Here is a 19,594-nt window from a genome sequence, read left to right as displayed (position 1 = left end):
CCGCGATCCTGATTAAATTCTAAGCTATGTTCCATTTTCCTTTAAACTTTTCACAGCTTCCTCATAACAAAAAAAGAGTCCTGCCTTATCATTGACAGAACTCATAATATTTTTAATACGATGGCATTTAGCTAATCTTAATTATTTTTGAGCTAATGCGCTTTGAGCTGCGACACGGCCGAATACAACAGTGTCACAAACAGCTACTGAACCTAAACGGTTACCGCCATGGATACCGCCGGTAACTTCACCAGCCGCATACAGACCTTCAATTGGATTGCCGTCTTTGTCAAGAACACGGGCATCCGCATCAATTTTTACACCGCCCATTGTATGGTGAACAGAGACAACAGAAGAGAACATGAAGTAAGGTCCTTCACCAATCTTATTGAAGTTATCAGTACGTCCGAAATCTTCATCCGTGCCCGCATCAACCATTTCATTGTAATGAGCGATTGTAGCCTTAACCTCTTCCACAGGCACACCAAAATGCTCGCAGACTTCTTCTAATGTACCAATTGCCAATACACCGTCTTTCAGACACTTATCGATTTCAGCCTGATAATCTTCATACAGCCTTTGTTCAGCAACTACAGCCGCATCAATAATTTCATAAACCATCTTATCTGTCTGTTCCAGAGTTGCTAATGAAATAACATCACGAGTACCCTTTTCATTTACGAAACGTTTGCCTTCTTTGTTAACTAACAGTGCTGTTGAATTTAAACGAGCATAATCGATATAGTAGTAATTGCCAGTCGCTGGATTGTTTACCGGATACAGCTGAATCGCATCCATATCTACAACATCAGCACCGATTGCCTGAGCCATAATGGTACCATCACCTGTAATAGCCGGTGAATTCGTATTAGGTACATTGGCATCAAGACTTGGCCACATAGTATTAACTGCTTCACGCATTTCTACATTGGCAGAGAAACCACCGGTTGTCATAATAACACCCTTATCAGCCTTAAATGTATAAGTTGCACCATCTTTATAAGTAGCGACAACACCGGTTACACGGCCATTTTCATCTTGGATCAATTCATTAGCAGTTGTTGTGAAATAAATTTCCGCACCTAATGAACGAGCTTTTTCTTCTAAAGTATCAACATAAACAGGTCCGTCACCAACCGGCCATAATGTACGAGCTACTTTGTGACCGCCATACCATGACATCTTGTCACGATATACAACCCCTACATCATCCTTCAACCATTCTGCACTTTCCAGCGCGTTATCAACAATAACCTGAATCAATTCCTTATTGCCGCGTTCATAACCGCCTTCATAAATATCATTAAAATACTGTTCCTTACTGTCTTCGATACCTTCACCAGCCTGCAGCCAGTTATTCGGAGCTGCATATTCACCGCCTGACAGACGCGTGTTGCCGCCGGTAATATCCATCTTTTCAATTAATGCTACGGAAGCTGCACCATTTTCTAATGCTTCGATAGCTGCAGTAAGACCAGCACCGCCAGCACCGATAATAACGATTTCCGCGCTGATTTCCTTATCCTCACTCTTCACCACTTCCACCGCTTTAGAATATACAGATAAATCAGCACCCGCCTGTGTCAGCGCATCACTTACACCAGAGAGAATTGCTCTTGATGTAATACTGGCACCCGTTAATACATCAACGTTCACTGACTGAGCATCAATGATTCGCTGCGGCATTGCATCAATTGCTTTAGAACCGATACCTACAGTTTCAACATTATTGCCAACATTCACTGCCGTAATTTTACCATCCTTAATAACCACGCTTACCTGCATAGGGCCGTGGAAACCATTTACCTCAACGGCATATTCACCATCGGCTGCCACATTAGCAGAAGCATCTTTACCCATTGCTTGATTTAAAGCCTCCTGCACGGCAGATAACAATGCCTTGCTTGATACCGTACAGCCGGCTACCGTATCAACTTCAGCACTTTGTTTTTCTACGATAATTGCTGGCAGCTGTTCAATAGCATTCGTACCGATACCCTGTGTTTCCCCATGTTCCAGTACCTCAACCTTTTCAATTTTATCAGCACTGACAGTCACTGCAACCTTCATATCACCGCCAAAACCTTGGGTTACAACCTCATAAGTTCCTGCTGTATAAAGCTGTGAGCCTTGATCTGTTTTAGCACAGCCGCTGACAATCAGCAAACCGGCTAATAATAAACTTGCGATTTTCTTCATTTACTCCTACCTCCTGATAACCCAATTATAGTGAAATCCGTCACAATTGAATATGGATAAATGGCTCAACTCAATGGATTATTGAACATAATGCTTAAAATGATGATAAAATAGAGTTATGAAAAACCTTGGCATCAAAACTAAAATACAGCTTTATTTTTTAATCAGTGTCCTGATTGTATTCAGTTCACTGTTTTTCTACATCGAAGCAATTTACCGGCCCAAAGATATTGCCAACAATACATTTACGGTTTCCCAGATCGTTGACAGTAAGGCACAGGAGGTCAGCATGTGGATTAAGCGAATCTCTGCTGAATATCGCACAATATCTACTATTCCTGCCTTTTCTTCAATGGATGTACGCGGCATTGAACCGCAGATCGAACGCTTTACTAATTCTTATACCAATAATGGTGAAGTGATGGAAACCTTTTCTTATATCGGAAAGAATGGTTTCTGTTGGATTAACAGTGATGCGATTGAAAATCTGATGGATAATCAGGACTATCAAAAAGCTTATCGGGATGATTCTGAATTCATCATCTCTAAGCCTAAGCTGAATGACAACAACCGTGAGGTACTGCTTTTCTATTATCCGATTAAATCCATTACGAATCAAAAAGAGGCGCTGATTGTTGCCGCAATTCCTTCTGTACGCTTAAATGAAATTGTTAATACGATGCAGGTTTATAATGGCAAAAGCTTCATCATGAGCCGTGATTATGATTTAATAACTACCAACGCGCAATATTTCTATTCACATACGATTGATGAAGAAACCCTGCATGCCATCGATATCATGGCGATAACAAGCAGTAATCAATTTCCTGTCACCGATATTAATGGCAAAGCAGCAACGTTATTTGTCTCACCAATTGAAAATTATCCGGAATGGATCTTTGCCACAGTTGTATCTAATGAAGAATTGATGCAGTCAAGTAATCAGCTGATGACCGGTCTGTGGATTTTACTGCTCTTCCTTTTAGCGGTTATTTTTATCCTTGGGAAAATGCTGGTAACGTCGGTGCTGACACCCATCAAAAATCTTCAGAATGCTATGAAGCTTGTGGAAAACGGAAAGCTGGAAAGTTATGTAGATGAAGGCAATGCCCGTGATGAAATTCATGACTTATCGATGAGCTTTAATAAAATGATTTCTAAAATGAGTGAGCTGATTGATCAGATTGTTGAAGAGCGCAATCAGAAACAAAGAGCGGAAATGGAAATTATGCAGGCACAGATTAAACCGCATTTCCTCTACAACACCTTGGATAATCTGAAATGGCTTGCCAAGCAGCATGGCGCTGAGGATGTCGCTAAAACAATTACCGCTCTTTCAACTTATTTCCGTACCTTCTTGGCAAGCGGTCAGCAGGTTATTTCACTGAAACAGGAGTTTAAGCATACGAAGGCTTATCTTGATATGCAGAAGATCCGCTTTAAGAATCTGGATTATGAGATTTATTGTCCAAAGGAACTCGAAACAATTCAGGTTGTGAAAATATTGCTTCAGCCATTGGTTGAAAACAGTATCCATGCTTGTACTCAGCCAAATACGCATATGGGTAAAATTATTGTCAGAGCCTTGATTGAAAATGAATGTTTAATGCTGAGTGTTGAAGATAATGGCTGCGGCATGGATGAGCAGGAAGTGAAGGAGCTGCTTGATTATCTGCATTCCTCGGATACCTCAAAGCATTTTGGGCTGCATAATGTTTATACCCGGTTAAAAATGATGAATCAGGAAAATGATATTTTGATTGACAGCATTAAGGGTGAAGGATGCAAGATTACTTTATTGATAAAGGAGTTTGACTATGATAAGAACGATGATCGTTGATGATGAAGAAAATATCCGTTATGGATTAAAACGGCAGGTCGAATCTTTAAATCTGGATATTCAGGTAATTGCCCTTGTGGATAATGGTGAAGTCGCTTTAGAAGCTGTGCAGAAGTATCATCCGGAATTGCTGTTTATGGATATTAATATGCCAGGCATGAATGGTCTTGAAGTGATTAAAAAAATCCGTGAGCTTCAGCATATGTGTTCAATCATTATCATATCCGGTTATGATGATTTTCAATTTGCGAAGGAGGCGATCAGACAAAAGGTTGATTTCTATCTTTTAAAGCCTGTCGATGATGATGAATTAGCTGAAGTCTGCGCGCAGGCAATTGATAATTATCAGAAACGTCTCTTGGAACACAATTTGCTGAAACAATATCAGCCTAATGATTCCGCGGATCTTCTAGCCTATATTCAAAATCATTTAGATGATCCGACCCTTGATTATGACAGCTTACAGAATAGTTTTGGTCTGTCACGTTCAAGTATCAGTAAATTGATTAAGCAGGCAACAAATCAGTCGCTGAATGAGTATATTACAAATCAGCGGATTGATCTTGCCGATGCCTATTTGAAAAATCAGAAGAACGCAGCGATTAAACAGATTGCGCTGATGTGCGGTTTTACTGATCCGCTTTATTTCTCAAGAGTGTATAAAAAAATACGCGGCCGTACACCCAACAGCACAAGGGAGGAAAATCTATGAAGAAAATTCTCTTGGCACTGCTGCTGATGCTTAGTGCTTGCGCGCCGCAAAGTATCAATAATACGGATACCTTTCAGGGTGAAGGGTTTGGCAAACAAGGTAAGATTATTGTTGATGTGGTTATTAAGGATGATAAAATCGAACATATTGAATTGGTAAAGCATAGTGAAGTGCCGGGCTTCTCCGGCAAAATGATTCAGCTGGCGGATGAGATTATATCTAAAAACAGCATTGATGTCGATACGATTGCCGGTGCTACACTGACTAGTCAAGGGTTCATAGATGCTGTCAAGGACGCGCTGACGCAGGCTGGTATCACGCAGGAGGATCTGATGAATGCCAACATGCAGGAGCAGCAGCAGAAAATCATTGAACAGCATTCTGATTTGGTAATCGTCGGCAGCGGCGGGGCCGGCTTTGTGGCGGCAATTCAAGCGAAGCAGCTGGGCTTTGAGAAAGTAACGATTATTGAAAAGATGGCTTTCAATGGCGGCAATACCCGCATGTCCGGCGGCGAATATGCCTGTTACAACAACTGGGTTCAGGAAAGTGAAGGGATCATTGACAGCAAGGAAGCATTTATTGAGGATATTTTAATATCCGGTCAGGGCCGAAGCAATGAAACATTGGTGCGTACACTGGCTGATCATGTATTAGAAAATGCTTATTGGTTGCGTGATGAAATTGGTGTGCAATACAAGGATGAACAATCATGGTACGGCGGTCATCGGGTTGCCAGAACCTTGTGGCCGGTTGGTGATGGCCCTGCTTATGTAAATACTTTGGCACAAAAAGCCGAGGAATTAGGTGTTGAAGTAATCTACAATACCAAAGCGGTTGAGATCATTATGGAGAATGGCCAAGCGATTGGCATAAAAGCTGTCAGTGACGGCAACAGTCTGCATTTCTATGGTGACAGCGGCATTATACTGGCAACCGGCGGTTTCTCTGCCAACGTGGAAATGCGTCAGCAGTACAATACCCAATGGCCAACCTTAGATGCCTCGATTCCTACGACAAATTCACCGGCAATCGTCGGTGACGGCATTCTTATGGCACAGGCGGCGGGTGCTAATCTGATTGATATGGACGCGATTCAGCTGTATCCGATCAATAATCCAGCCACCGGCAATTATTACTTCGTTGATTATGCGCGTTTAATTGGCAATGCCTTGCTGGTAAATAAAGATGGTGAGCGTTTTGTTGATGAAAAGGAAACCCGTGAAATTATCTCTCGGGCAGCCATTGAACAAAAAGACGCTATGATTTATGAAATCATTGATGATCAAGTGGCTAAGTCAATGAATCTGGAAGAAGATTACGCTTCTGAAATTGCCCGCTGTCTTGATCAGGGAGTTTTGATTAAGGGCAGTTTAAAGGAATGCGCTGAATTCTTCGATATCCCGTATGAAACTTTGGCAGCTACGATTGAGCACTATAATGAAATGGCTGCACAAGGTGTTGATACAGACTTTAACCGCACCGACTTGATACCGATTGGTGACGGCCCGTATTTGATGTTTGCATGCATTGTCTCGGTTCATCATACCATGGGCGGTGTACAGATTGATGAGAATGCTCATGTAATTGATACTAAGGGCAACATAATTCCTAACCTGTACGCAGCGGGTGAAGTAACCGGCGGCATTCATGGTGCCAATCGGCTTGGCTCATTATCGATACCGGATACAGTCTGTTTCGGAAGGATTGCAGCTGCCACGGCATATAATGAGCATTTAAAGAAATAATATTTCAGATATACCGAACTTATAACGGCGATAAGCCGTTTTTCTTTTAGCAAATAAAAAGCTGTCCCGTAATGAGACAGCAATAGCATCTTATTTATTTATAAAATCACTGATTGATTCAGTTCTGATGTCAATGTACTTCGTTTCATCCTGTGCCGATACCAAACGGATATACATCGGCTTTTTATCAGGGGTTCCACCTACCAGTAAATAGTAGTTTTCATCAATATTATAGAGCAGAATATATAAACCTGAACCTATTTCTTTGCTCTTATATTGTTCAAAATCACTCCAAGTCAGTTCTTCTCCTTTACCTGCCAGCTCTATAACCTTATCGAGGGTTAATTCCGCAGGCTCTTGTAATGGCGGTATTGATGGATTTGTGACTGTATACCATTTATCTGCATAGAAAATATAGCTGGTTTTTTCATCGATAATGGCATATGAGATATTGCGGTAATCACCTTTTGTAAGATAGAATTCATAAGATTCAACATCGGTATTCGTATCATAAGGCGTCTTACCCTTTTCAAATTCATGCGGTAAGAATTTTAAACCTGAAGCCCACTCTCTCAGTGCGTCAATTTCATCTCCGCTTACTGTCCATTGAACCATCTCATCGTTAGTAACATGAATAATACCTACTTTATTAACATCCGCGCCGATAATAGCGTCACGTCCTTTTTCAATATTGCTGCAGCCAGCTAGAAGAAGGATCGCAGATAATAAAACACTGATCAATCGGTTATTTTTTTTCATTTAAAGCAACTCCCTTCTTGATTAACAAGGCTTTCAAAGCCGCTGCCTATTCATATTATAGTATATCTTAAAGTTACATGCAAGCTTACAAACTTTGCGGTGTTGATCGGATGAATGCATTTAATAGAGTTAGAGATTATTGCTTTTGGTATTTATCAATGCCTTGATGAAGACATTCAATTAATTCATCACGCAATTCCTGTGGTTCTAAAATTTCACAGTTATTCAGATACTGTAAGGCAAAATACAACATGCCCTTTTTTGATGAACATACTCTAGTAATCAATAAATCTTTCTGTTCTCGATCCGGCTGAATAATGATTTCCTTGCCGAACATATCGATAATATCATCAAGAATCATTGAATGAAAACGCAATGTTATCATTACCGGTTTATCCGCATACATATACATCCGCTGTTTGACATGCTTATGCAAGTCAAAGCCATATTCCAGTGGCCGAGCTTTCTCGTCAGTGAGTTCGATATTCAATATTTTATCGATTCGATAAGCATTAATATCCTGATAGTTTTTAGTCCGGCATAATAAATAAAGATTATTATTGCTTTGAACGAGATAATAAGGATGAATTTTATATCGCTGCTCTTTATTAAATATCAGCTGTTTATGGATATCATAATGAGCATAATTAAAAGTTACGGTACATTTTTTCTCTATCGCTTCAAGCAAAATATCAATGGTATGAAAAAATTGTTTATTCTCTGATTTCCAAGCCTTATTTTTCTGTGCCATTGTCTCATTAAAGGTTTTCTCAACATATTTGCTTTGCGTTGATAATAGCTTGCTGATTAACTTATCACTTAAAGAGGCAGATAAAAAGTGCGATGAATAAATACTTTGGCAAAGCAGCTGAACCTCACTTTTCTCAAATAATCGGCTGATTAAATAATAGCCCTTGCGATTATCCTGATACATGCTGATGTCTGCAATGCCTTCATCATTAATAATATTTAAATAAGTATTCAAGGTTTTACGATCCATTTTGATATCATAATTAGCCAACAGCAGATCTTGAATTTGCTGATTGCTTAATACATGATCTTCATCAGAATATTTTTGTAATATGGCTAGAATTTTTAAGGCAAATATGCGGCTTTCATTCATATTTTATATCCCCTCTTTTATCTTAACACAAATGATGGCTGGGCGAAATATGGTACAGCAATTGTTTTATAATATGGATAACAAGAGGTGATAATGATGAGAGCATTAACAATAGCAGGCTGTAATTATTATTTTGGCCCGGAAGCATTTTGTGTAGGCCAGCGGCTGAGATTAATGAAAGATACTGATAATGCGTTTGATGATGAAGCAATTTGTGTCATGAATGATACCGGAGTTGTGTTAGGACATGTGGCTAACAGCATTCATACCGTTGCCCGAGGAACATACAGTGCTGGCAGAATTTACGATTTGATAGCAGAAAAGCAGTATGTTAAAGTCCTTTATGTGATTGATAAATATATTATTGCTGGTTTGGAGGAAGGTGGTGATCAACTTGAAGCATCGGCTGAAATATTTACAGAAATGGTTAATTACGAAATGTTATCAAATCATTGAATGGTGTGATCAGGAGACGGTTGATCAGGAAATTCGGCCTGGGGATGTTTATTGGTGTAAAATGCCATTAAGCGAACAGAAACTTATGAATGTGGAACCTGGGCATCGTATCAGGCCTTATGTTATCAGTGCTGTTGAAGCAGATCAAGTGAGGGGTTATGCTTGTTCATCCAAACCGCATTTGGCTGCAGTGTTTATCAGCAGGCTGAAATTGATCATAAGAAATATAGGCTTAGAAAGTCCTCTTATGTTAATCTAAGCCGCGAAGTCATTATTCCATTCGACTGCATTAAAGATTATTACTATACATTGGAGAAAGATGATTTCGATCGAATCAAGAAAAATAATAGCAAAGAAAAGTCTATTGAAATTGGCATTGGCTCGGTGATCATGGCAAATGATAAAATGTATTACATCTACAAGTACAAGACACCATACTTTTATGTCTACCCACTGTTAACAAAAGCTGAGCTTATTAATTGGAGCATTCTGCAGACAATCGCGTGTAATAAACAAGTCTATTATATTGACTATGCTTCAAAGGAGCGTCTGCATCGTGATAGTGAAATTAAGAAATGCATGCAGCTATCTAAAAAAGATATTCATATAATTGAAACAGGACAAAATGGTACTATACAGAAATCAAAATATGAGTCCGTATCTGTTATGCCGCATGTGCATGTAACGTTTCTTTATCCTCAGGGGCAGGTATTTTACGAGCCGTTTCAAGATCGGTGGTTTGTTTATCTTTATAGTCAAAAGAATAGAGATTATGGCTGCTTCCTTGATGATTATGAAGATGGTCAATATCGGATACACAAAGTAAATTTAGACTATATGAAACTAGATGGTATTATGGCAGCGGACGAGCTAGCCGAGATTATTAAGCAGGTGTGCGTCAGTGACAGTAATTGTTATCCGCTTGAATTAGTTCGTAATAATATTAATAATACTTTAATTTCTGCGAAATTATCAAAATCCTTCAGTGATACGAATATGATGAATTTCTATAATTAATGTACAAATAAGGCAGCTGTGTGCTGCCTTTTCGTTTATATTCATAAAGAAAAAAGAGATCCGAAGATCTCTTAATTGTTATTGGGTTTCAATTACTCAATGATTTCAGTAACGTTACCAGCACCTACTGTACGGCCACCTTCACGGATAGTGAATTTAGTACCTTGTTCTACAGCGATAGGAGCGATCAGTTGAACTTCCATTTCAACGTTGTCACCAGGCATAACCATTTCAGTTCCTTCTGGAAGAGTGATTACACCAGTAACGTCAGTTGTACGGAAATAGAACTGAGGACGGTAGTTAGAAACGAAAGGAGTGTGACGTCCGCCTTCTTCTTTAGTTAATACGTATACTTGAGCTTTGAAGTGAGTGTGTGGGTGAACTGTTCCAGGTTTAGCAAGAACTTGTCCACGCTGAATTTCGTCACGGTTAACACCACGCAGCAATGCACCGATGTTGTCACCAGCTTCTGCGAAGTCTAACAGTTTACGGAACATTTCGATACCAGTAACAACTGTTTTCTTGCTGTCATGGATACCAACGATTTCAACTTCTTCACCAAGTTTTAATACACCACGTTCAACACGTCCAGTAGCAACTGTACCACGACCAGTGATAGTGAATACGTCTTCTACTGCCATCAAGAATGGTTTGTCTACTTCACGAGCAGGTTCAGGGATGTAGCTGTCAACAGCATCCATCAATTCATCAATCTTACCAACCCAAGCAGCATCGCCTTCAAGAGCTTTTAATGCAGAACCGCGGATAACTGGAGTGTTGTCTCCGTCAAATCCGTATTCTGATAATAATTCACGAACTTCCATTTCAACTAAGTCGATTAATTCTTCATCATCAACCATGTCGCATTTATTTAAGAATACAACGATCTTTTCAACACCAACCTGACGAGCAAGCAGAATGTGTTCACGAGTCTGAGGCATAGGACCATCTGTAGCAGCTACTACCAGAATAGCACCATCCATCTGAGCAGCACCAGTGATCATGTTCTTAACGTAGTCAGCATGTCCCGGGCAGTCAACGTGTGCGTAGTGACGAGTAGCAGTCTGATATTCTACGTGTGCAGTATTGATTGTGATACCACGTTCTTTTTCTTCAGGTGCTCCATCGATTGCATCGTAAGCCTTGAATTCTGCCTGACCTTTTTGCGCAAGTACGCTAGTGATAGCAGCAGTTAAAGTTGTTTTACCGTGGTCAACGTGACCGATAGTTCCAATGTTAACATGTGTTTTGGATCTATCAAATTTTTCTTTTGCCATTGCAAATTCCTCCTGTGATTTTATCAAGTTTATTTTAATTCAATTTGTTTATAAAAGCAACATTTAAAGTGAATTAAGCGTTGTTTTTAACGATTTTTTCTGCGATAGACTTAGGTACTTCTGAGTAGTGGTCAAATTTCATTGAGTAATTACCACGACCCTGAGTGAATGAACGCAAGTCTGTTACATAACCGAACATCTCTGACAGTGGAACATAAGCCTTAACCATTACGGCATTGCCTCTTTCTTCCTGATCATTGATCTGTCCGCGGCGTGATGAAATATCACCCATTACAGAACCCATGTATTCAGTTGGAGCTGTAACTTCAACTAACATGATTGGTTCCAGAATTACCGGCTTACATTTCTTAGCAGCTTCTCTTAATGCCATTGAAGCAGCGATCTTATAAGCCATTTCACTTGAATCGACATCATGGTAAGAACCATCAAACAGCGTAGCCTTGATATCGATTACCTGATAACCAGCAACTAAACCGTTCGCTAATGCAGCTTCAGTTCCTTCACCGATACATTTAATGTATTCTCTAGGGACTGATCCGCCGACAGTAGCATCAACGAATTCAAAGCCTTTACCTTCTTCAAGCGGTTCGAATTTGATCCAAACGTGACCATACTGACCACGTCCACCTGATTGCTTAATGTACTTACCTTCACAGTCAGCAGCCTGACGGATTGTTTCACGGTAAGCAATCTGCGGAGCACCAGTATTAGCTTCTACCTTAAATTCTCTGCGCATACGGTCAACGATGATATCCAGGTGAAGTTCACCAACACCGGCGATAATCGTTTGTCCTGTTTCAGGATCTGTATATGTTTTGAAAGTAGGATCTTCTTCAGCAAGCTTCTGAAGTGCTAATGTCATCTTGTCCTGATCGCCCTTTGACTTAGGTTCAACAGAAATCTGAATAACCGGTTCAGGGAATACCATTGATTCAAGAATGATATGAGAATCTTCAGCACACAGAGTATCACCCGTTGTCGTATCTTTTAAACCTACGGCAGCAGCAATATCACCTGCATAAACTTCATCAATTTCCTTACGGGCATTAGCATGCATCTGAACGATACGTGCAAAACGCTCACGTTTGCCTTTTGTAGCATTTAATACATATGTACCTGATTTAGTAGTACCAGAATAAACACGGAAATAAGTCAGCTTACCGATGAATGGGTCAGTCATAACCTTAAATGCCAATGCAGAGAATGGTTCACTGTCACTAGCATGACGAGCTACATCTTCACCATCTTCAGTCTTACCGATGATTGCCGGAATATCCAGCGGTGAAGGCAGATATTCAATAACGCCGTCCAGCATTAATTGAACACCCTTGTTCTTATAAGCAGATCCGCAGAATACCGGGAAGAATTCACCAGTACATACAGCCTTACGAATCGTAGCCTTAATTTGTTCGATTGTTGGTTCTTCACCTTCAAGAACCATCATCATTAAGTCATCATCAAAATCAGCAATTGCTTCAATTAATTCTTGACGCTTAACTTCCATTTTTTCTTTTAAATTCTCAGGGATATCGATTTCAACAATATTTACACCGAAATCACCTTCGAAATCATAAGCTTTTCTTTCGATGATATCAATGATACCATTGAAATCACTCTCAGCACCGATTGGTAATTGAACAGCAGCACTCTTAGCACCTAAACGGTTGATAATTGTAGCGCAGCTCATATCAAAATCAGCACCGGTAGCATCCATCTTATTAACGAATACGATACGTGGTACACCATAAGCTGAAGCTTGACGCCAAACTGTTTCAGTCTGAGGTTCAACACCAGCCTTAGCATCTAATACTGTAACCGCACCGTCAAGTACACGCAGTGAACGTTCAACTTCAACAGTGAAGTCAACGTGCCCCGGAGTATCGATGATGTTTACACGAGTATCAGGGTACTGAGATTTAGTACCAGCCCAGTGTGCTGTAGTAGCGGCAGAAGTAATTGTGATACCTCTTTCTTGTTCCTGAGCCATCCAGTCCATTGTTGAAGCTCCATCATGAGTTTCACCAATTTTATGGTTAACACCTGTGTAATACAGGATACGTTCAGTTGTAGTCGTCTTACCAGCATCGATGTGAGCCATGATACCAATGTTACGAGTATTTTCTAATGAATATTCACGTGGCATAGTTCAAGTCCCCTCTTACCAACGGTAGTGAGCAAATGCTTTATTTGCTTCAGCCATTTTATGAGTATCGTCTTTCTTCTTAACAGAAGCGCCAGTACCATTTGCAGCATCGATAATCTCAGCAGCAAGTCTTTGCTCCATTGTCTTTTCATTTCTTAAGCGAGCATAGTTAACGATCCAGCGTAAACCTAATGTTAACTTTCTTTCCTGAGAAACTTCAACTGGAACCTGATAGTTAGCACCTCCGACACGGCGTACTTTAAGTTCTAATAACGGCATAACATTTTCCAATGCTTGTTCGAAAACTTCCATTGGTTTACGTTCTGTCTTTACTTCAATAATATCAAATGCGTTATACAGAATAGTCTGAGCTACCCCTCTTTTACCATCAATCATGATTTTGTTGATTAAACGAGTAACCAACTTAGAGTTGTAAATCGGATCTACTAACACATCACGTTTTGCTATATGTCCTTTTCTAGGCATTATTACTTCCTCCTTTCACGATTAATGCTATTTCTTAGCAGCTTTAGGTTTCTTAGTTCCATATTTAGAACGAGACTGATTACGAGCATTAACACCAGCACAGTCTAATGTTCCGCGTACGATATGGTAACGAACACCTGGTAAATCCTTAACACGTCCTCCACGGATCAATACAACGCTATGTTCCTGTAGGTTGTGACCGATTCCTGGGATGTAAGCTGTAACTTCCATTCCGTTTGACAAACGAACACGAGCATATTTACGAAGTGCTGAGTTTGGTTTCTTTGGTGTCATTGTACCAACACGAGTACATACTCCACGTTTTTGTGGTGAACTCAGATCGGTAGGACGACGCTTCAAAGAGTTGTAACCTCTATTTAAAGCAGGAGATTTAGAAACCCATACTTTATTTGTACGACCTTTACGTACTAACTGATTAATTGTAGGCATGATTGTCCTCCTTTCGTGCTAACACACATTTCCGGGTGTGTCATATTACGGCATAAATTAATGTTCCATCTTTCAGGAACATATTCACGCTAGCTTTGTAATTGTAAAACAACCAGAAACGTTTGTCAATCTATTTTATAAAAAAATTAATGCAATTTCATAAAAATCTCAATAAACGCAGTTTTTTCGTTCATAATGATGCTTCAGCTTAATAAAAGACCTGTCCGCAAAAGACAGGTCCTATATTGATTAAAGCTTATTTAGCTGCTTGATTCAAACAATCAGTAACTGCGTCAAGAATACGATTTGATGTCAAAGTAGCACCAGCTATCGTATCAACATTTACTGAATTCTGTTCAGCAATTGCTGTTGGCAGACTTTCAAGAGCTGGCTTAGCAACGGCTTCCGTTTCATGCTGTTCAACGATTTCAACCTTACTGATCTTACCATCTGCAATGGTTGTCTTTACATTCATTTTACCTTCCTGGCCATCAACAGATGCTTCATATTCACCATCCGTCAAGGCTTTACTCATATCGAAACGATCAGTTTTCACAGCTTCATCTCTGACAAATAGTTTTTCATCAAGAAGATTTGATGCCGGTTTAGCTGTATAACCCTCAGCCAATTCACCACTCATTAATTCACGGGCTGCCAGACGGCCGAATACGATAGGTCCCATAACGCCGGTACCGCCAGATACAAAACGTCCCCAGATACCGCCGGTAACTTCACCAGCCGCATATAAGCCAGGAATGACTGTTCCATCTTCAGCAAGCACCTGCATCTTATCATTTACAGTTACACCGCCTAAAGTCATAACAACTAATGCCTTTAAAGGTACGGCATAATATTTATCGCCTTCAATTTTATTAACAGCAACATTATAAGCTGTCACTGTACCGTCATAGCTGCGGCCAAAGCTGTCCGTACCGCCGGCTTCCACAGCCGCATTGTACTCTTCAACTGTTTTAGCTAATTGTTCCGCCGGCATATTCAGCTTGCCTGCCAATTCTTCAATTGAATCAGCAGTTACAACCTTGCTGTGGCCTTTGCCATTTTCAGGTTCATATAAATAAGTCCACATCATATCAGCACCAGCTGCTTTCAGATCTTCAATAATCTTATCAGTGAAAATATCATATTGAATTGCTTCTGGCTGCTCTTCCAACGCAACCTCACGCTCTTCAACTTCAGCAAGTGTTTCATCTACGAAACGTTCGCCATTCTTATTCACACAGATACCGCCGGCCTTCCATGTATAGGTTGGCGCGATTGAACCAATACCAGGCGCAACTTCAAGTCCCATCGGGAAAGTAGGAATATAAGTCATTGTTTCTTCATCAACCTTAGCGCCTACTTCCTGCATCATTCGAATACCATAACCATCAGCCGCAAATGAACCGCCAGCCAGATAACTAGCACCATTTTCAGCAAATTCTCCCATCAGCTTGGCATTGCCTGAATAACCGCCGGTTGCAACGATAATCCCTTTTTCTGCCGTATATTTTATAGTCTGACTTGTTTCATTATTGACCGCCAATACTGATAAAATTTGACCTTTATCATTAGGCATCAGTGTTTTCGCTTCAGTCATGAAATCAATGGTTACATTTTCAAGACCCGCTACCACTGTATCCAGAATTTCATGCGCCGCTGATTTATATTTTTCTTTATTATCAGGGCTGGCTTTGTAAGTTCTAGGTACACTGTAAAGCGCATGTTCAGGGGCAAATACTGAACGATGACCTTCTTTATCCGTACTGAACTGGTTATCACTTAAACCATGATCCCAAAGCCATTGAATCATATCTACATCTTCATCAACAAACTTTCTGATTAATTCTTCATTCCCTTTATGAGCACCATTTTTCAAAATATCCTGAACAAATGATTCCTTAGTATCCTCAATTCCGTCAAGTTTTTGGATAATTGTCTCAGCGCCGGACATCGATCCGCTTGTATAATTCAAAGAACCGCCGGTATTATTTGTTTTCTCTACAATAATAACACTCTTAGCGCCGCTTTCAACCGCTTGAATTGCCGCTGAAAGACCAGCACCGCCGGCTCCTATGATAATAACGTCAGCGCTCTTTTCCACATCCGCACTAACCACTGGCTGATTATCATCAGTTTTCGGCGTTTCGTTTTGCGGCTTAGAGCATGCGGCTAATGAGATTGTCATCAGCAATGCACAGCAAATACTTACTATTTTTTTCATCCTTTTCATCCTCCTATTTTTATTTTAGCACTTGATAAGTTATTAACTAGTCAAAAATCTTCGATAAACTTAATGTTTTCATAACTTTTTATACTTAATATTTAATTTTAATAAAATTATGTTAAAATGATAACATGAAAAACATCGCAACCTATGACCTCTTAAAACCTGATCCGCTCTCAGAGATTCTGCTGTCTCTGGATTTTCGTGTGCTTGGTTATGTGGATTGGACTGAACAGGAGAACCGAATTATTAATAATGAAATTCTGCCGCATTTTAAACTTGTCGCTGTTGAAAGAGGCAGCATTGAACTGATGATTAAGGATCAGCGGTTATTAATTGAAAAGGGAGATTTGGCAATTATACCGCCATATACCTTATTCACCGCTGCTTGTCTTACCGAAGAAAAAGCCCATCTTTATATTTTTCACTTTGATTTAAAAACAGATCTCATGCGCAACAGCTTTGCGAAGCTGTTCAGCTGCCATCAGCTGACGGTATATTCAAAATTATTTACGGAACAAGATCTGTTTTGGTTCTCAACCTTTTCTCATCAAAATGCTGATAAACCCGGCTATTATTTCAACTTGGAAGTATTGCTGAAAAAAGCACTGGCTGCTATTTTGATGAATGCGAACGCCTATTATGCCGCCAATGCTGACCGAGCCGCCAATAATACAAGTGAAGAGCGCATCTTTGTGGAATGCCTGGATTACATCACTGAGCATGTACATGATAATATCAAAGTTAAAGATTTATGCACCCATTTAAATGTATCACAAAGCTATCTTTACCAATGCTTTCATCAGATTAAAGGCTGTTCCACCAAGGAATTTATTCTGATGTTTCGCATGAAGCAGATCTGCAATGATTTAAGAAATACGACCATGAGCCTCGCGGAGATCTCTGAATTATATAATTTTTCATCACCGATTGCCTTTTCAGCCAGTTTTAAGAATCAGTATGGCAAATCACCGGCTGCTTACCGCAAGCAATATAAAACCGAATTAAAAACCAAAAAGAAATAAAACCGCAGTGGGAATTAAGCTTCCGGCTGCGGTTCTTCTATATCAAAATCTTCAGATTTAAAATTACTGTAATAACGGCCTTTTTCGGCAGTAAACTTCAATATGCAGTAATCCGGATCTGCAACCCCTTCCGGATAATACATTGTATCTCCTTCACGCCAGCACATTTCTTTTGCTTCTTTAGTTTCCAGAACTTCCATTGTCCCCTTCAGACATACGCCGCGGAAAAAGCGCTTATCTACAAAATAAATACTTGCCTTTGGATTATTGCGGTAACAACTGATTTTTTGAGAAGATGTATTGGTCGTAAACCAGAAATACTTAATTCCTTCTCTTTCTCTTGGCGGCAGCATCGCGCGGCTGACCGGATAACCTTCCGCATCAATATAAGAAATACTCGTCATACTTGCCCTTTCAATCAGATTGCCGATTGTCTGGCTTGGATTTCGCATCATAATCATCCCTCCTGATGTCATTATATCAGTTATTAAAGATACTGGCCATCAAAATCTAACTGCTTAGAATCCGCCGCTTTTGCCTGCATTATCATCTGTTCCAGCAGCACGCCAACCTGCTCAGCAATCTCTTTAATATCGGCTTTAAATTCATCCAAAACATAGGATTCTAAAACACCCAGCACCGCGGTAGCCATAAATTTGCACAGTACCTCATTATGATCAGCTGCGTCTGATAGCTTATCATTTAACTGTACCATGATAAAAGCCTGCAGACGGTAACGGAATGCAATGGTACTTTCAGTAGCAAATAAGGCTTTAAAGAAGGCTTTGTGCTCTTCGAAATAACAGAACCAAAGCACTGTTCCATCCACAAAACCCTTATCCTTTTTTCTTTCACACAACTCAGCCAATTCAACCATCCGTTCATCAACCATTTTATTTAAAAGATCAAATTTATCTAAATAATGCAGATAAAATGTTTTACGGCTGATATCAGCTTGTTCAGTCAGCGCCTTAATGGTAATAGCATCAAAGCCTTCGCTCATCAGCATTTCTATAAATGCTTTCTGAATCGCTTTCTCAGATTTTATACTTCTTCGATCAGGCTTATTCATAAAATCTCCTTTATACACGTTTTCACGGATGTGAGTATTAATACATGGTTTTCAGATTCTGGTCATTGATAATCAATGATCCATGGTTTATATTTATTATACATATGCGTAATAGTATACGCAAGTATCTTAAAGGAGGAAATATATGCCCAGAACTGCGGATGAATTAATGAATCATCATATTGAATCTATGATTAATATGAAAAAAGATTCAAATTTAGAAGAAGCCTTGTCTGATTATTCAGAAGAATTGATAGCCATTACCCGATTGGATGGGAGAACACGAACCATGGGTCATGATACGCTGACTAGCGTCATGCGTAATTCGCTGACCTTTGCGGTTAAATTAGGCATGGATATTGAACATGCAGTTGAAAAGCTGAATTTTCTATATCGGCAGAGTACCGATAATTATATTACTTTGGTAGCCTCACTGCCGCCATTTTCCAGTTTTGCCTCATTTACTTATATGGTTGAAAACGGTCAAGCTGTCTATGTGAGCGGCTATGCGAAAACACCGGTAAGTATGCCTTCATTAGGTATCAAAGCCCACCCATTTCCAACAAATACAGTGGCATTGGCATTAACTGAAAAGCATTTCAATAATCTAAAGGCGCATGATGTTGATGCCTTAATCAATGATTATGCGGATGATGCAGTCATCCTTACCAATCTATGCAATCGGCCTTTAGAAGGAAAAGAAGATATCCGCTATTATTGCGAAGGATTGATTCATAAAGCTAAAGCGGAAATTGATGCGTTTACTGATCCTGCCGCTAAAATTACAGTTAAAGAAGCCGTTGAAGAATTGAGCTGCATCGCATTTCAGCATCGCGGCAAAAAGCAAGCCGGGGTATTAACCCAGCGTATCCGCGATGGCAAAATTATTTTTGAATCACTCACTTTTCAAACTATTACAGATGTTATATAACCAAAAAAGCAAGGCAGATAAAGCCTTGTTTTTTTCATATTAAGACTTGCTAAAACAAAAAAAAGACCCAATGAAGGGTCGATCACCTGGCAGCTAGTTATCTTCACGGGA

General features: G+C 39.8%; 17 protein-coding genes. 7 read left to right on the top strand and 10 right to left on the bottom strand.

Annotation, left to right across the window (positions count from 1 at the left end):
* Positions 1 to 141 precede the first annotated feature (141 nt).
* Positions 142 to 2,199 carry a flavocytochrome c gene (locus DWZ33_RS15365; RefSeq protein WP_118455731.1) on the bottom strand — a complete coding sequence of 686 codons (2,058 nt, stop codon included), beginning with the start codon at positions 2,197 to 2,199 and terminating at the stop codon, positions 142 to 144.
* Positions 2,200 to 2,317: 118 nt separating this feature from the next.
* Between DWZ33_RS15365 and DWZ33_RS15360 the strand changes: the two genes are divergently transcribed.
* Genes DWZ33_RS15360 through DWZ33_RS15350 form a run of 3 tightly spaced genes read left to right on the top strand, consistent with a single transcriptional unit; the run spans position 2,318 to position 6,499 of the window.
* Complete coding sequence (locus tag DWZ33_RS15360; RefSeq protein ID WP_118455729.1) at positions 2,318 to 4,039, top strand: sensor histidine kinase; 1,722 nt, start codon at positions 2,318 to 2,320, stop codon at positions 4,037 to 4,039.
* On the top strand, positions 4,017 to 4,751 hold the full coding sequence (locus DWZ33_RS15355; protein WP_022936329.1) for a response regulator transcription factor: 735 nt from the start codon (positions 4,017 to 4,019) through the stop codon (positions 4,749 to 4,751). The genes DWZ33_RS15360 and DWZ33_RS15355 overlap by 23 nt, the downstream gene beginning before the upstream one ends.
* Positions 4,748 to 6,499 (top strand): flavocytochrome c, encoded by a 1,752-nt coding sequence (locus tag DWZ33_RS15350; RefSeq protein ID WP_118455727.1) that lies wholly within the window; start codon positions 4,748 to 4,750, stop codon positions 6,497 to 6,499. Before DWZ33_RS15355 ends, DWZ33_RS15350 begins: the two co-directional genes overlap by 4 nt.
* Positions 6,500 to 6,589: 90 nt before the next feature.
* On the opposite strand, the gene DWZ33_RS15345 is transcribed toward DWZ33_RS15350, so the two are convergent.
* Both DWZ33_RS15345 and DWZ33_RS15340 read right to left on the bottom strand, forming a co-directional pair.
* Positions 6,590 to 7,258, bottom strand: coding sequence for a hypothetical protein (locus DWZ33_RS15345; protein ID WP_110370571.1), 669 nt, complete (start codon positions 7,256 to 7,258; stop codon positions 6,590 to 6,592).
* Between the two features lie 136 nt (positions 7,259 to 7,394).
* Positions 7,395 to 8,381 (bottom strand): WYL domain-containing protein, encoded by a 987-nt coding sequence (locus DWZ33_RS15340; RefSeq protein ID WP_118455725.1) that lies wholly within the window; start codon positions 8,379 to 8,381, stop codon positions 7,395 to 7,397.
* Between the two features lie 93 nt (positions 8,382 to 8,474).
* On the opposite strand from DWZ33_RS15340, the gene DWZ33_RS15335 reads away from it, so the two are divergent.
* The gene (locus DWZ33_RS15335; RefSeq protein WP_181416051.1) at positions 8,475 to 8,837 is read left to right on the top strand and encodes an HIRAN domain-containing protein; all 363 of its coding nucleotides are present in this window, start codon (positions 8,475 to 8,477) and stop codon (positions 8,835 to 8,837) included.
* 162 nt (positions 8,838 to 8,999) lie between these two features.
* On the top strand, positions 9,000 to 9,854 hold the full coding sequence (locus tag DWZ33_RS15330) for a hypothetical protein (RefSeq protein ID WP_118455723.1): 855 nt from the start codon (positions 9,000 to 9,002) through the stop codon (positions 9,852 to 9,854).
* Between the two features lie 92 nt (positions 9,855 to 9,946).
* Here the strand turns inward: DWZ33_RS15330 and tuf are convergent, their stop codons facing one another.
* The 5 genes from tuf to DWZ33_RS15305 all read right to left on the bottom strand — a co-directional run bounded on the left by tuf (position 9,947) and on the right by DWZ33_RS15305 (position 16,452).
* The gene (gene tuf / locus DWZ33_RS15325) at positions 9,947 to 11,131 is read right to left on the bottom strand and encodes an elongation factor Tu (protein WP_022936323.1); all 1,185 of its coding nucleotides are present in this window, start codon (positions 11,129 to 11,131) and stop codon (positions 9,947 to 9,949) included.
* A 73-nt stretch (positions 11,132 to 11,204) separates the two neighbouring features.
* Entirely contained in the window at positions 11,205 to 13,295 is a 2,091-nt protein-coding gene (gene fusA, locus DWZ33_RS15320; RefSeq protein ID WP_022936322.1) for an elongation factor G, read from the bottom strand.
* A gap of 15 nt (positions 13,296 to 13,310) precedes the next feature.
* Entirely contained in the window at positions 13,311 to 13,781 is a 471-nt protein-coding gene (rpsG, locus tag DWZ33_RS15315) for a 30S ribosomal protein S7 (RefSeq protein WP_022936321.1), read from the bottom strand.
* A 27-nt stretch (positions 13,782 to 13,808) separates the two neighbouring features.
* On the bottom strand, positions 13,809 to 14,231 hold the full coding sequence (gene rpsL / locus DWZ33_RS15310; RefSeq protein ID WP_022936320.1) for a 30S ribosomal protein S12: 423 nt from the start codon (positions 14,229 to 14,231) through the stop codon (positions 13,809 to 13,811).
* A 256-nt stretch (positions 14,232 to 14,487) separates the two neighbouring features.
* Positions 14,488 to 16,452 carry an FAD-binding protein gene (locus DWZ33_RS15305; RefSeq protein ID WP_220452456.1) on the bottom strand — a complete coding sequence of 655 codons (1,965 nt, stop codon included), beginning with the start codon at positions 16,450 to 16,452 and terminating at the stop codon, positions 14,488 to 14,490.
* A 134-nt stretch (positions 16,453 to 16,586) separates the two neighbouring features.
* Between DWZ33_RS15305 and DWZ33_RS15300 the strand changes: the two genes are divergently transcribed.
* On the top strand, positions 16,587 to 17,480 hold the full coding sequence (locus DWZ33_RS15300) for a helix-turn-helix domain-containing protein (protein WP_118455719.1): 894 nt from the start codon (positions 16,587 to 16,589) through the stop codon (positions 17,478 to 17,480).
* A gap of 14 nt (positions 17,481 to 17,494) precedes the next feature.
* Here DWZ33_RS15300 and DWZ33_RS15295 read toward each other — a convergent pair whose 3' ends face one another.
* Both DWZ33_RS15295 and DWZ33_RS15290 read right to left on the bottom strand, forming a co-directional pair.
* Positions 17,495 to 17,935 carry a pyridoxamine 5'-phosphate oxidase family protein gene (locus tag DWZ33_RS15295; RefSeq protein ID WP_022936317.1) on the bottom strand — a complete coding sequence of 147 codons (441 nt, stop codon included), beginning with the start codon at positions 17,933 to 17,935 and terminating at the stop codon, positions 17,495 to 17,497.
* Between the two features lie 32 nt (positions 17,936 to 17,967).
* Positions 17,968 to 18,552 (bottom strand): TetR/AcrR family transcriptional regulator, encoded by a 585-nt coding sequence (locus DWZ33_RS15290; RefSeq protein WP_118455717.1) that lies wholly within the window; start codon positions 18,550 to 18,552, stop codon positions 17,968 to 17,970.
* A 145-nt stretch (positions 18,553 to 18,697) separates the two neighbouring features.
* On the opposite strand from DWZ33_RS15290, the gene DWZ33_RS15285 reads away from it, so the two are divergent.
* The gene (locus DWZ33_RS15285) at positions 18,698 to 19,483 is read left to right on the top strand and encodes a nuclear transport factor 2 family protein (RefSeq protein WP_118455715.1); all 786 of its coding nucleotides are present in this window, start codon (positions 18,698 to 18,700) and stop codon (positions 19,481 to 19,483) included.
* Positions 19,484 to 19,594: the final 111 nt, after the last annotated feature.

Origin of the sequence: Dielma fastidiosa (assembly GCF_003475485.1) — a bacterium.
Lineage (GTDB): Bacteria > Bacillota_I > Bacilli_A > Erysipelotrichales > Erysipelotrichaceae > Dielma > Dielma fastidiosa.
Note: the sequence above shows the minus strand (reverse complement) of the source record. Positions and strands in the feature narration are given on the sequence as shown.